Raw genomic sequence first — 13,368 nt, 5'->3', positions numbered from 1 at the left:
AAAAGCCAGGAGCTGCAAACGGGGCTGATCGCCCAGGAAGTGGAGCAATACTTCCCTGAGCTGGTCACCACGGACGATAAGGGTTTCAAAGCAGTCAACTACATCGGCCTGATCCCGCATTTGATCGAGTCTGTGAAATTGATTGGCGTGCTGGAAAAGAAGCTGGAAACTATCACAGCAAGAGAAGACCAGATGCAAAAAGAAGTAGCCAACATAATCCGCGATCTAAGATCAGAACTCAGCAACATCAAAGCCGCCAACAACTCAAACCAACAATCGAAATGAAAAATCAATACACGTTTATGCGAAAGATGCTATTCAAGCTTCAATGGAAAATATGCTGCCTGCTATGTCTTGTGAGCCTGATCGCGCCCAACGTTCAGGCGCAGGCGCCTAATCAGTTTAGTTTTCAAGGTGTAGCGCGGGATGCGGCGGGGAAGGTGATTGCAAATGGGAATGTGACACTTTGGGTTATGGTAAAATCAACTACAAGTCCAAGCCCAGACCCCAATCCGGTTCCTAATGCCGGAGCATTATTTGAAGAAATTCTTGAAGCGACAACAAACGAAATAGGAGTATTCTCTATCCACATTGGCAGCACTGGCGCAAATTTAGCGAGCATAGATTGGGATAAAGGCCCATATTATTTGCAGATCTTCATAGATCCTTCGGGAGGAAATAACCTTGGTGATTATGTCGACCTTGGGTTTACACAATTAGTAAGTGTCCCGTACGCCCTAATGGCGAACAAACTTCCAGAGATGGACCCTATTTCCCAGGTTGGAGTTTTTGGAGAAGGGAAGACTCTTGATAATTTTTCCACCAGTCCAAGATTGACGTGGTATCCAAGGAAAGACGCGTTCAAAGTAGGAACCGGAGTAACTAATGAAAATTCTTTCGGTGAACACTCAGTTGCACTAGGAAATTTCAGTATTGCATCTGCTAATAAATCTACCGCATTAGGTCTCGGAACTATTGCAAACGTTGAGGGCGGAACAGTGCTAGGAAGTTACAACAACATACCATTGATTGATTTCGAGGGAAACCAAGATGACCGACTACTGCAAATTGGGAATGGAACATCTGATGATAACCGCAACAATGCACTCACAATGATGGGTGATGGAAAAATCGGCATTGGAAACAATGTTCTTAACCCAAAATATCTCCTCGATATTGGCGGCAGAGCACGGATCAAGCATAATGGAGAAACCGCAGGAATTTACTTCAATAACTCAGCCAATGTTGAGAGCGGCTTTGTTGGGATGAAAACCGACGAACAGGTTGGCCTTTTCATTGGAGGTAAGTGGCAGTTCTGGGTAAATGCAGATGGTGACGGATTTCTGAAAGGCAACATTATCCAAACTTCCGACCGCCGCTTGAAACATAACTTCTCCCCTGTTGCAAACAGCCTTTCCAAATTAACCCACCTTACTGGCCAGCATTATTTCTGGAAAGACAATGCTAAAAGCCAGGAGCTGCAAACGGGGCTGATCGCCCAGGAAGTGGAGCAATACTTCCCTGAGCTGGTCACCACGGACGATAAGGGTTTCAAAGCAGTCAACTACATCGGCCTGATCCCGCATTTGATCGAATCTGTGAAAACTTTGAAAGCGCAGACGGAGGTGATTGGCGCGCTGGAAAAGAAGCTGGAAAGTGTCACAGCCCGGGAAACGCAAATGCGCGATGAAATAAAAGCAAGTCTGCTCCGCGAACTCCGCTCGGAACTAAGCAACATCAAAGCCGCCAACAACTCAAACCAACAAACCAAATGAAAGATCAATACAAGTTTATGCGAAAAACGCCATCCAAATTCCACTGTAAAATATGCTGCATGCTCTGCCTGGCGTATTTACTCTCTTTTAATGTACAAGCACAAGCGCCGAATCAGTTTAGCTTTCAGGGGGTGGCTAGGGATGCGGCGGGGAAGGTGATTGCGAATGGGAGTGTTAGTCTGATTACTAAGATAAATTCAACTCCAAATCCAGATGTGGTGTATGAACAAGTCCATGAAGCCACCACTAATAGCGTCGGTGTATTCACAATTAAGATAGGAAATCCCCTTAGTGGAGATTTTGCCGCCATTGACTGGAGTCAGGGTCCCTACTTCCTGAGCATCAATATCGATCCCTCGGGAGGGAATAACCCTGCAGATTATATTGATCTTGGAACTACACAAATACTGAGTGTTCCTTATGCCTTGCTAGCAAACAAATTGCCCGACCTGGACCCTATCAATCAAAAAGGTGTATTCGGATTGGGTCAACCAATCACTGCTTTTTCAGATGGGCCAAACCTGATTTGGTATCCCAAGAAAGACGCCTTTAAAGTTGGAACTGGCGTTGGAGGTGAAATTTCTTTGGGAGAACATTCTGTGGCATTAGGGAATTCCAGTACTGCAAGGGCTAAAAAAGCTATCGCTATAGGTGTCAATGCTTTCGCAAATGTCGAAGGAGGAACGGTATTGGGAAGATATAACAACGTACCTGAGGTAAATTTTGAAGGGCATCAAGATGATAGACTCCTGCAAATCGGCAACGGCACCGCAGATGATAAGCGAAGCAATGCACTTACGATGATGGGTGATGGAAAAATAGTTATAGGAACAAACGTACTTAATCCTAAATATCTTCTGGATGTTGGTGGTCGAATAAGAGTAAAGTATAATGCGAGAACTGCAGGAATTCATTTTGATGATTCTAATGGCATTGAGGCTGGGTTTGTGGGAATGAGAAACAATGGAGACGTGGGTTTCTTTATAGGAGGAGACTGGCGCTTCTGGGTAAATGAACAAGGAAATGGATTCCTAAACGGCAATATCATCCAAACCTCTGACCGGCGCTTGAAACGCAACTTCTCTCCTGTTGCAAACAGCCTTTCCAAATTAACCAACATTACCGGCCAGCATTATTTCTGGAAAGACACTACCAAAAGTCAGGAGCTGCAAACGGGGCTGATCGCCCAGGAAGTGGAGCAATACTTCCCTGAGCTCGTCACCACGGACGATAAGGGTTTCAAAGCAGTCAACTACATCGGCCTGATCCCGCATTTGATTGAGTCTGTCAAAACATTGAAATCGCAGACGGAGGTGATTGGCACTTTGCAGAAGGGAATGGAAACCATGAAGCAAATGGAAAAAGAAATGCACGAACTCCGAGCCGAGCTGAATACGATGAAAACTGCAACAAGTAGCAACTCAAACAACCTTTCAAAATGAAGAATATATACGTTACCGTTAGCGCATGCTGCTCCCCGTAACGAACATCAAAAGTGCTTCTCTATTATAAACAAACCATAAATAACAACCAGTAACAATTATGAAAAACACATTATTATCACTCAGGATGATCAAATTTCTTTTTGAAAAAAGATTCTGGCGAAGAGAGCTTGCCTTTGCGGTTGCGGCCTTTCTGTTGGGGACTTTTAGCACTTTTGCGCAGGCGCCGAATGCTTTTACGTTTCAGGGGGTAGCACGGGATGCTAGTGGGAAGGTTATGGCAAATACTGACATTTTAGTAGAAGCATCATTATATAAAGAAAACGATGCTGCTGCCTTTGCTGTGGATCAAGTATTAGTCACTACCAATTCGGCGGGTGTGTTTGTATTAACGCTATCCGGAGCTCTCTTTGGTGACCTCAATGCCGAGGTCTTAGCCAAAGGAGAATTTCACATTGGCCTAAAGTTTAATGGTAATGATGTAGATTTTGGGACAACTAAATTATTAAGTGTGCCCTTTGCCCTTGTAGCAAACAAACTGCCCAATCTCGACCCGATCGCACAAGTAGGACAACTAGGATCTGGAAAGGAACTCCCCGCTTCATTCTTCACAGCCGATGAGAATGCTCCGAATTTTGTTTGGTATCCTCGGAAGAATGCTTTCAAAGTAGGAACGGGTATTATAAATGAAGACTCATTTGGTGAAGGGTCAATCGGTTTAGGAATAGGCAGCATTTCTCCGGGATCGGGCTCTGTCGCAATAGGAACCGGCGCCGTGGCTCGCATTGCAAATGGAACTGTGCTCGGCAACTATAATGATATCTCATTGCCGGTTGGAGACAATTTAGATAATCAACGCTTGCTTCAAGTCGGAAATGGATCTTCTAGCAACAATCGCAAGAATGCACTTACAATTTTGAAAAATGGCAATGTTGGAGTTGGAAGTAATACACTCGAACCCGAGCATCTTCTCGACTTGGGTGGGCGTATGAGAATAAAAAATAGTAATAGCGGGACGGCTGGTTTATTTTTAGACGGTGAAGTCACTGACAAAGCAGCATTCATCGGAATGAAGAATAACACAGAAGTAGGCTTCTTTATAGGAGGAGGTTGGAAATTTTGGGTTAATAGTGGAGGCGAGGGTTTCCTCACTAATATTCTGCATGACTCTGACCGTAGGCTAAAACGTGACTTCGCACCGTTGTCTAACAGTCTGTTCAAAATCGACAATCTACAAGGTCAACACTACTTCTGGAAGGATACAACCAAAACGCAATTACTGCAAACCGGGCTCATTGCACAGGATGTGGAGGAATATTTCCCTGAGCTGGTCACTACAAATGAAAAAGGTTTCAAATCAGTTAACTACATCGGCTTAATCCCACACCTGATCGAATCTGTCAAAGCTTTGAAGGCAAAAGATGAGGAATTTGCTGCGTTGCAGAAGGAACTTCTAGGCTACAAAACCCTGCAAAATCAGATTGATGAATTGAAGGCTGAACTTTCTAAGCAGGCGGCTTCAACTAATTCTACTAACCAAACCACGCAAACAAAATGAAAAAGCTTTATCTAATAGTTCTGGGATCAGCATTTGCGGTTGCCAGTCAGGCGCAGTCTATTTCTCCCGGTGGCATCTATGCTGCTGCTAATGTTAGTCAAGGGAATGGTGTGAGTTTGGAGTGGGTACTGGGGAGTATTAATGCATTTTCAAACTTATCGACCTTGCCCGTGAAGTTGATCCGGTTCGAAGCAGCACTCACGCCCGAGGGTTTTGCCAAAATTGAATGGGAAACAGCAGAAGAGTATAGTAACAGGGGGTTTGAAATACAGAAGTCTACCGACGCGGTGAACTTCGAGAACATTGGCTGGATAGATGGTGCCGGAGATGCAAAAACAGCAAATAAATACCAGTTCTTGGACAAAGAACTTTCAACTACCAGTTACTACCGGTTGAAACAAGTAGATACAGACGAGAAATTTACATTCAGCAAGATCGTCCGTGTGATACCTCATAACGAAAGCCTGGATCGCTTTACTGCATTTCCTAATCCGGTGAAAGATGGAAAGGTAACAGCCAGCGTACCAGATCGAAGTTTCAAGTTAACTCTTTATGACACAATGGGGCGACAGCTCAAACAGATCACGTCGCCTAAAACACAGGAACAGATACAGCTACCTCAGAAAGGCAATTTCCTGCTGAGCATAGAATCTGTTGCAGGAAATAAGACGATACAGATTGTACAACCTTAAAAGATTAACAACGTAAGTAAGGTCCTTAAAAGAAAGGGTTTGGTCACGATCGTGCGCCGAACCCTTTTTGTTTGCAGGGAATATCAGGCGCTTTTAACCTGCTGTTCCCGCTTTTTCAATATAAAAGCACAAATCAGAGAAATCACCAACCCTACTGGCAAAATCTCCGCATAAGTCATCAAAACAATAATAAGCGGATTCTTGTACATTTCTTTGTACTCGTTCATTTCTGCTACTTTCTGCTGGAGTTCGGCTGCGGTGGCGCCTTCTTTTTGGGTTTCTCTTAATGTGAAATCGGCGTACCTGTCCATAAACTCGGGGACAAAGAAGTGGTAGTCGATGAGCCAGACTAGCAAGTATACGGTAGAGGCAACCAGGGTGATGTACAGCCCGAGCTTGAATGCTTTTCTGAATGTGACATAACCGCCGTTGTATTTGTCGCGGTAATTCTTGACACCTACGAAAATGAGGGAAAAAGCCCGGATCATGGAGCCCAGTCCAGTAAAAAGGAGGGCAATTGAACCAGCGTAAATTTCGACGGCGTGGTTGATAATGAGAAAACGCAGTTCGAGCCACTTCAACAGAAAAAGCAGCAATGCAAGAGAGATACCGTAAAGAACCACCTGGATATGCCGGCTTAAAAATTGGGTAGTTGCACTTAGCATTGCGGAGTAAAAATGTCAGCTAGTCAAAAATTAATTAAGTATTTACAAATTGTGCTAAATTGGCTTACTAATCTTTTATACTCCTGATCTTGGAAAACATTACCCGGCTATCTGCCTGCATTAAAAGTGTTTGTGGCAGCTTCATCCTGCTTACTTTGTTTTTGGTGTTCAATCCAGCCTCCGCCCAAACTCCCCTTACCCAGGATTCCCTCTACATTCGCGAACATTATACCAAGATTGAGCGGATGGTACCGATGCGGGATGGAGTGAAATTGTTCACTTCAATTTACATTCCCAGAGACATTTCGGCTGCCAAAAAGTACCCGATTCTGCTGAACCGAACCCCATACAGTGTGGCGCCTTATGGTGAAGATCTGTTCAAATTATCACTCGGGCCGAGTATGCATCTTGCGCGGGACGGATACATTATCGTGTACCAGGATGTGCGGGGTAAGTATATGTCGGAAGGCGATTTTGAGGCGTACCGGCCATTTATTCCAAACAAAAAGAGCAAAACAGATATCGATGAAAGCTCGGACACTTTTGATACAATCGACTGGCTGATCAAAAATATTGAACATAATACAGGGAAAGTAGGAAGCTGGGGAATCTCGGCGCCGGGTTACTATGCAACCATGACGGCTGTGGAAGCACACCCTGCATTGAAAGTTGCATCTCCCCAGGCGCCGGTGACAGACTGGTTTATGGGCGACGACCGGCATCATAATGGCGCATTTTTCCTGATGGGAACTTTTGCATTCCTTTCTTCCTACGGTGCGCCGCGCCCTGTTCCCACTCCAAAAGGTACTCCCGCATTCTCAGCTTACGGAACCCCTGACTCTTATGAATTTTACAAAAAGCTGGGTCCGCTTAAAAACGTGAACGAGAAAATCTTCAAGGGTGAAAACCGCATTTGGAATCAAATGATGGAGAATGAGACTTACAATGATTTCTGGAAGGCGAGAACGCCCGTGCCGCATTTGAAGAACATCAAACCCGCCGTGATGGTGGTTGGCGGCTGGTTTGATCAGGAAGATCTGTACGGGCCGTTGAAGACTTACCAGGGAATTGAAAACAATAAACCCAAATCGCCGAACCTGCTGGTCATGGGTCCGTGGATACACGGCGGCTGGTCGCGCGGGACGGGCGAGTCACTCGGGAATATACGGTTTGGGGCTAAAACGAGTGAGTTTTACCAGAAAGAAATTGAGCTGCCTTACTTCAATCACTTCCTGAAAGACCAGCCTGATCCTGCATTGCCAAAAGCATATATCTTTGAAACTGGCTCAAATCAGTGGAAAAAGTACGATCAGTGGCCGCCGAAAAATACGGTTGAGAAAAAGCTGTATTTCCATCCCGACGGTACACTTTCTTTCTCCCCAACCATGACGACCATGCAAGTCGGTGCTAAACCTGCATTTGATGAATACACTAGCGACCCTGACAAACCGGTACCCTACACTTCCGAGATCAGGATCATCCGGGGAAGTGATTACATGTATGAGGATCAGCGATTTGCCGCAACGAGGCCCGATGTGCTGGTATATGAATCCGCTCCTTTGACAGAGGATGTGACGATCTCAGGAAATGTATTCGCCGATCTTTTTGTGTCCACGACGGGCACCGACGCTGATTTTGTGGTGAAGCTGATAGACGTGTATCCCGGCGACGCACCCAACGACAGCCCGATCAATCCGAATATGAAAATGGGCGGATTTCAGCTTTTGATCCGCGGTGAGGTAATGCGGGCAAAGTTCAGGAACAGCTTTTCAAAACCTGAACCAATGGTACCAGGCAAAGTCGAGCACGTCAAATTTGATATGCAAGACGCGGCGCATTGCTTTAAGAAAGGCCATAAAATCATGGTGCAGGTGCAAAGCTCCTGGTTCCCGCTGGTTGACAGGAACCCGCAGAAGTTTGTCAATATCTACAAAGCTTCGGAGGCTGATTTCCAAAAAGCGAATCACCGCATATACCTTTCAGGAAGTAGCTCTTCTTATGTTGGGGTGCGGGTTTTGGAGTAGCTTAATATGGTACTTGCTATTGGTGACAACTACAACATAGGCACACAACGCTAAGCCTTTTTCAACCCGATCGTAAAAGTACTCCCCGCCCCTAGCTCACTTTCAACCCTGAGCGTTCCTTCCTGAGCTTCCATAAACTCGCGGCTGATCGCGAGACCGAGACCCGTACCCTCGCGCGTGGAACCGGGAATCCGGAAATACCGGTCGAAAATGCGGTTTTTGTATTCCTGAGAAATGCCCTGACCGGAGTCCTTTATGGCGATTTGGACAATCCCTTGCGATTCAATTACGCTGATCGAGATATTGGAATGATCGTAAGAATATCGGATCGCATTGGAAATCAGGTTCGTGAGCACCCAGGCAGTTTTTTCGGCATCAGCCAAAACGCTTATGTCAGTTTCTGGTGCAATCAGCTGAATGTGTCGACTTTCCGCCTGCATTTCATTTGCCGCAATTGCATAGCCCACCATTTCAGATACAGGTGAACTGGCGATATTCAGCTGGATCTGCCCGCTTTCGACCTGAGTTATATTCAGCAACTCGCCCGTGATTTTCAGCAGCCGGTCTGCATCGTCCCGGATACCTTCGATCAGCTGCCGCTGTTCCTCATTAGTAGTCCCGACAGATTCGTTCCGAAGCAGATCCAGCGTAATTTTGATCGAAGAAATAGGCGTTTTTAGTTCGTGGGAGATATTTGCGATGAAATTTGTTTTGGCAAAATCCAACTCTTTATACGGTGTTACATTCCTGAGAATGATCACATTACCAATCGACCTGACTTCCTTTTCACCAGTTGGCAAAATGGCGATATTTACATTCTCCTTTTCGAAATAACTTTCCTTTCCGTCAGTGTAAATTTTTAACGGTTGCTGTTCTTGCTGGCTAGCCGGCCCGAACGAATCTTTCACCAGCGATCGTACCAGATCATTTCGCAACGCAATTTCGGCTGCATTCGCCCCGATCATTTCGCCGGCACTCAACCCAGTCACTTTTCTGGCTTCTTCATTGGCAAATATAATTGTCCTGTGTTCATCCAGTCCGATCACCGGATCGTGCATATTGTCGATCAGTGTTTCCACACGTTTTTTCTCCATCATCACTTTGGCCAGATTACTATTATTGTATTCTTCCAATTTCTCCGCCATGATGTTGAAAGACTGCGCGAGCTGCCCGTACTCGTCTTTACTTCCAAAATGAACGCGCTCACGGTAATTTTCATTGGCAATCTGGCCAATACTCTCAGTAAGTTCACGGATCGGATTTGCGATATTTCCGGGAAGATTGAGAAACAATGTGAATGCGATCAGGAAACAGATCGTACCTGCAATTGCGATCCAGAGCGTCGATTCCCGCGCAGTTTCGGCAGCGGCAACGCTCTTTGCATTGATCGCATTCAGGTTCAAACTCATAATTTCAGCAATATCCTGCCGGACATTAGTAACAGCAGCAGCATCGAAGAAATTGGTTTTCAACTGGGAGAAATGGCGCGAAAGCTCTTCGGTCAGCTCTTTCTCGCCTGCCTCAGTGATATTCTTTTGCTGATCGGCGAGACTTTTCTCAAATAGCTGCATTGCACTGCGGTCGGTGGGCATTTCCTCCAACGCATTCAACATCAACTTACTGTATTCAAGCGAATTGTAATTGGCTTTGAGCAAATCGCGCGAGCCGGACGACAATATATTAACCTGCCGCACGCCAAGTACCGAGAGAATGGTAACCATCGCAAATAGTACACCGGTACCGAGTCTCAGTTTGGTTTTGATTTTCATTTCAGGAGAGAATAACGAGGTCAATGTCGGAAGAAGACATCTTTTTTAAAAGTCCATTGAAGACATTCGTCGCCAGGATCACTTTCAGAAGGTTCAAATGCGGCTTACCCACGCAAATCGTCGTGATCTTGTTCTGCTCGGCAACCTCCACTATCGTTTTGGCAATACTGCTGCTTTCGATCCGGATCACATTCCCGCCGAGTTCCGTCGCGAGTTTGAAATTGTTGATCAAATGCCGCTGTTTGGCCAGCCCGATCCTATTTGCCGATTCTGCCGGCGTTTGCACATACAGCAAATACCAGCTGCTATGGTAGTAATTAGCAAGCCGCGCAGTTTTTCGGATCACGATCTTTGCCGTTTTCTCATTGCTGCTGATGCACGCGAGAAAACGTTCGTGCTTCAAAACCAGACCCGGCTGTACTTCATTTTCCACTTTCCGCTCTACCTGCGAGGCTACTTCTTTCAAAGCCAGCTCCCGCAGTTGCAGAATATGCTGCGGCTTGAAAAAATGCTGTAAAGCGGCCTGAATCTTCTCTTCCTTATAGATCTTGCCTTCTTTCAGCCGGTTAATCAGCTCGTCGGCGGTAAGATCAATATTCACCACTTCGTCGGCAAGCGCGAGCACTTTATCCGGGATACGTTCCGCCACTTCAATGCCCGTAATCTGCCGCACTTCGTTGTTCAGGCTTTCAATATGCTGAATATTGACGGCGGAGATCACATTGATTCCCGCTTCCAGAATATCCAGCACATCCTGCCAACGCTTTGCGTTTTTACTGCCGTCGATATTGGTATGCGCCAACTCATCGACCACCACCACCTCGGGCCGCAAACTGATTACCGCCTGAACATCAAGCTCTTCCAGCTCTTTCCCTTTGTAAAATAATTTCCTTCGGGGAATGACGGGCAACCCGGCCAGCAATTCGTGTGTTTCTTCCCGCTGATGCGTTTCAATGTACCCGATCTTTACGTCGATACCCGTCCGGAGCAGCGCGTGCGCTTCCTGCAACATGCGGTAGGTCTTGCCCACACCCGCACTCATCCCGATATAGATCTTGAACTTCCCCCGTCTCGACCTTTTGATGAGATCCAGGAAATGCTCCGCGCTGCTTTCCATTTACAAAGTGCTGAGGTTAAATGAAAGTGAAGTGGTCAGATAGCTTTTATTCCGCTGAAAATCAGTACCCGAGTCGAAAATCGCACCCTTACCATGTAGATTCCGGGCCTCGATCCGCCACATAACCTGCGGACTGATCTGGTAGTCAAGGTTGAGGGAAAAACCGTAGGTTTGAAATCCATGAAGTGTCTCTGACGAGATGATCACGCCCTTTTTATCACTAAAATATTCTCCCCTCGCAGCAAGATTCAGCTTTGGCGTCAGCGCAAAACGGGCTATCACCACAGGCACGAGCCAGGTGTTAAATGTACTCGCTCCTTTCGCTTTTTGTTCGGTTCCAATATCAAAACCAGCAGCCAGGCCTACTTTTTCCGACAATTGGAAAATTCCGTAAAAATTGTGATGGTACCGCATTTGCCGAATACTATCTGGCTTATCGCTGCCAAGGAATGTGCTGTAATTGAGCGTAACAGCAGTATTTGGTTTAAAAGTCACCTGCGTTCCGAAAGCTGGCGTATGGTTTCCTTCCACTTTCTGAATGCGCTGCCACCCATTGAGATAAAGCGCCGCGACGTACCACTTTTCGTTTTCGCTCGTGAAACTTAACCTCGCCCCGGTTTCGAAATAAGGCGTATTCTCTGCTACCAGGCTCCGCGAAAGTGCCCAGTTATCTTTGCCGACCGCACTTTCAAAACCGATATGCGACGGCATAATCCCCGCATCGATCCAGAAATTCTTGTTTTTTGAGATCCTGAATCCCGCATTCGCTTGAAATACATTCTTCAAAACACCCGGCTCGGCGACGTAATTCGCGTTCATATAAGTACCTGCGGCTAGTGCAAGATTAGCGCGCACGTTGTCAGTCTGATAAGCTGCCCTGAGAAAAGCCAGGTTCAAATTAACTTCTCCCGTTCTGTTAAAATTATAGATAAACCCAGGAAGCGAGTGACTTTTACTGTTTGTTAGATCCTGCGTGTAATAGGTTTCGAGATATGCATTGATGCTGAATGGATTTTCGTTTCCAGTTGAATCCTGAGCGTCAACCGTGCTACATAAAACTGATAATGATATTGTTAGCAAAAAAAGTGCGGTTTTCATTTCAATTGATCGAGAGCGATATTAAGTTTTAATACATTGATTTTGGATGGACCGAAAAGTCCGAGCAGCGGCCCCTGGATATTGCTTTCAACTAGATCCCCTACTTTATCGGCTGGCAGATTGCGGACTTTGGCGATTCTTTCAACCTGAACCAGCGCGGCTTTTGGCGAAATATCCGGATCCAGTCCGCTGCCACTCGCAGTCACCAGCTCCACGGGGATTTGTGTTTTTTTTACGCCCGGATTGCGTACCAGAAACGTATCAATACGCGCCTGAACAACCGCCAGGTATTCCGCATTTGAAGGACCTTTATTGCTTCCGCCGCTGCCCGCAGCATTGTAATCCACCGCAGAAGGGCGGGAACTGAAGTATTTGTCTTCTGTAAATTTTTGCCCGACATTGGTATAATACTTTTGGCCGCCGGCTTCAATAACCTCGCCGCGCCCCTCAAATGGCGTGATCTGCGCAATACCTAAAATGATAATCGTATAAATTCCGGAGAAAAATACCAGCGTAACAAGCGTCAACCTGACCGCTGGAAGAATATGTTGTTTCATGATTTTGTTGTTATATTTAATGATATGTTATAATTGACATTTTTATGTATAGGAAAATATTTGTAGCCGAAAATTTGGAAGATCTTACAGTCAGATTACCTGACAATTATCTACACAAGGGCATCGAGGTAATTGCGTTTGAACTGGGAGATAACACAGATGAAATTGTCGCGGCGAAACAGAAATCGGCAAAAAAAGCGCTCAATTTCTTTCATACAATTCAAATCGACATGTCCGGATTCAGCTTTAACAGAGACGAGGCAAATGAGAGATAGAGTGTTCATCGACAGCAATGTTGCATTGTACGTTTTGGATTTGAATGATAGCAGAAAGAAACAAATCGCAGGATCAATAGTCGCAACTGTATCATATATCAGCCCACAGGTAATTTTCGAGTGCCTGAACGTTTGTCTAAAAAAATTTAAGATGAACCGCGAAAAGGCGTTTCGTTTTGTGACTGAGCTGGCGGAGAGCAGCTTCATGCAAAGTGAAACCGAGCAGGTGGTCAATCTCGCACTATTCCTCTTTGACCGATATATGCTGCAACCTTTTGATGCGAAGATAGTTGCTGCTGCTTTGGAAGCTGATTGTACCATTTTGTATTCAGAAGACATGCAGCACGGACTTGTGGTGGAGAATAAGCTGACTATCATCAATCCATTTATCTAGTC

At 45.7% G+C, this 13,368-nt stretch carries 12 protein-coding genes and 1 pseudogene; 8 read left to right on the top strand and 5 right to left on the bottom strand.

What is annotated here, in order from left to right; translation table 11 throughout:
* The 5 genes and pseudogenes from LZG94_RS08330 to LZG94_RS08310 all read left to right on the top strand — a co-directional run.
* A pseudogene (locus LZG94_RS08330) lies at positions 1-285 on the top strand (hypothetical protein); the annotation flags it as partial.
* Positions 282-1,775 (top strand): tail fiber domain-containing protein, encoded by a 1,494-nt coding sequence (locus LZG94_RS08325; protein ID WP_233791461.1) that lies wholly within the window; start codon positions 282-284, stop codon positions 1,773-1,775. The pseudogene LZG94_RS08330 and the gene LZG94_RS08325, both read left to right, overlap by 4 nt.
* Positions 1,772-3,217 carry a tail fiber domain-containing protein gene (locus tag LZG94_RS08320; RefSeq protein ID WP_233791460.1) on the top strand — a complete coding sequence of 482 codons (1,446 nt, stop codon included), beginning with the start codon at positions 1,772-1,774 and terminating at the stop codon, positions 3,215-3,217. The genes LZG94_RS08325 and LZG94_RS08320 overlap by 4 nt, the downstream gene beginning before the upstream one ends.
* A gap of 100 nt (positions 3,218-3,317) precedes the next feature.
* Positions 3,318-4,775, top strand: coding sequence for a tail fiber domain-containing protein (locus LZG94_RS08315; protein WP_233791459.1), 1,458 nt, complete (start codon positions 3,318-3,320; stop codon positions 4,773-4,775).
* Positions 4,772-5,467: a T9SS type A sorting domain-containing protein gene (locus LZG94_RS08310; protein ID WP_233791458.1), complete on the top strand. Its 696-nt coding sequence runs from the start codon at positions 4,772-4,774 to the stop codon at positions 5,465-5,467. The genes LZG94_RS08315 and LZG94_RS08310 overlap by 4 nt, the downstream gene beginning before the upstream one ends.
* A gap of 83 nt (positions 5,468-5,550) precedes the next feature.
* Here the strand turns inward: LZG94_RS08310 and LZG94_RS08305 are convergent, their stop codons facing one another.
* Entirely contained in the window at positions 5,551-6,132 is a 582-nt protein-coding gene (locus tag LZG94_RS08305; RefSeq protein ID WP_233791457.1) for a DUF4199 domain-containing protein, read from the bottom strand.
* An 89-nt stretch (positions 6,133-6,221) separates the two neighbouring features.
* Between LZG94_RS08305 and LZG94_RS08300 the strand changes: the two genes are divergently transcribed.
* Positions 6,222-8,156 carry a CocE/NonD family hydrolase gene (locus LZG94_RS08300; RefSeq protein ID WP_233791456.1) on the top strand — a complete coding sequence of 645 codons (1,935 nt, stop codon included), beginning with the start codon at positions 6,222-6,224 and terminating at the stop codon, positions 8,154-8,156.
* 50 nt (positions 8,157-8,206) lie between these two features.
* On the opposite strand, the gene LZG94_RS08295 is transcribed toward LZG94_RS08300, so the two are convergent.
* The 4 genes from LZG94_RS08295 to LZG94_RS08280 are packed head-to-tail and all read right to left on the bottom strand — an operon-like array spanning position 8,207 to position 12,697.
* Positions 8,207-9,925, bottom strand: a complete 1,719-nt coding sequence (locus tag LZG94_RS08295; RefSeq protein ID WP_233791455.1) for an ATP-binding protein — start codon at positions 9,923-9,925, stop codon at positions 8,207-8,209.
* 1 nt (position 9,926) lies between these two features.
* Positions 9,927-11,042 (bottom strand): sensor protein KdpD, encoded by a 1,116-nt coding sequence (locus LZG94_RS08290; protein WP_233791454.1) that lies wholly within the window; start codon positions 11,040-11,042, stop codon positions 9,927-9,929.
* Positions 11,043-12,140: a porin gene (locus LZG94_RS08285; protein ID WP_233791453.1), complete on the bottom strand. Its 1,098-nt coding sequence runs from the start codon at positions 12,138-12,140 to the stop codon at positions 11,043-11,045.
* The gene (locus LZG94_RS08280; RefSeq protein ID WP_233791452.1) at positions 12,137-12,697 is read right to left on the bottom strand and encodes a K(+)-transporting ATPase subunit C; all 561 of its coding nucleotides are present in this window, start codon (positions 12,695-12,697) and stop codon (positions 12,137-12,139) included. The genes LZG94_RS08285 and LZG94_RS08280 overlap by 4 nt, the downstream gene beginning before the upstream one ends.
* A 44-nt stretch (positions 12,698-12,741) precedes the next feature.
* On the opposite strand from LZG94_RS08280, the gene LZG94_RS08275 reads away from it, so the two are divergent.
* Positions 12,742-12,972: a hypothetical protein gene (locus LZG94_RS08275; RefSeq protein WP_233791451.1), complete on the top strand. Its 231-nt coding sequence runs from the start codon at positions 12,742-12,744 to the stop codon at positions 12,970-12,972.
* Positions 12,962-13,366 (top strand): PIN domain-containing protein, encoded by a 405-nt coding sequence (locus LZG94_RS08270; protein ID WP_233791450.1) that lies wholly within the window; start codon positions 12,962-12,964, stop codon positions 13,364-13,366. Before LZG94_RS08275 ends, LZG94_RS08270 begins: the two co-directional genes overlap by 11 nt.
* Positions 13,367-13,368 lie beyond the last annotated feature (2 nt).

This window comes from Dyadobacter sp. CY343 (genome assembly GCF_021390335.1).
GTDB lineage: Bacteria > Bacteroidota > Bacteroidia > Cytophagales > Spirosomataceae > Dyadobacter.
This window is presented reverse-complemented; position numbering and strand designations above follow the sequence as displayed.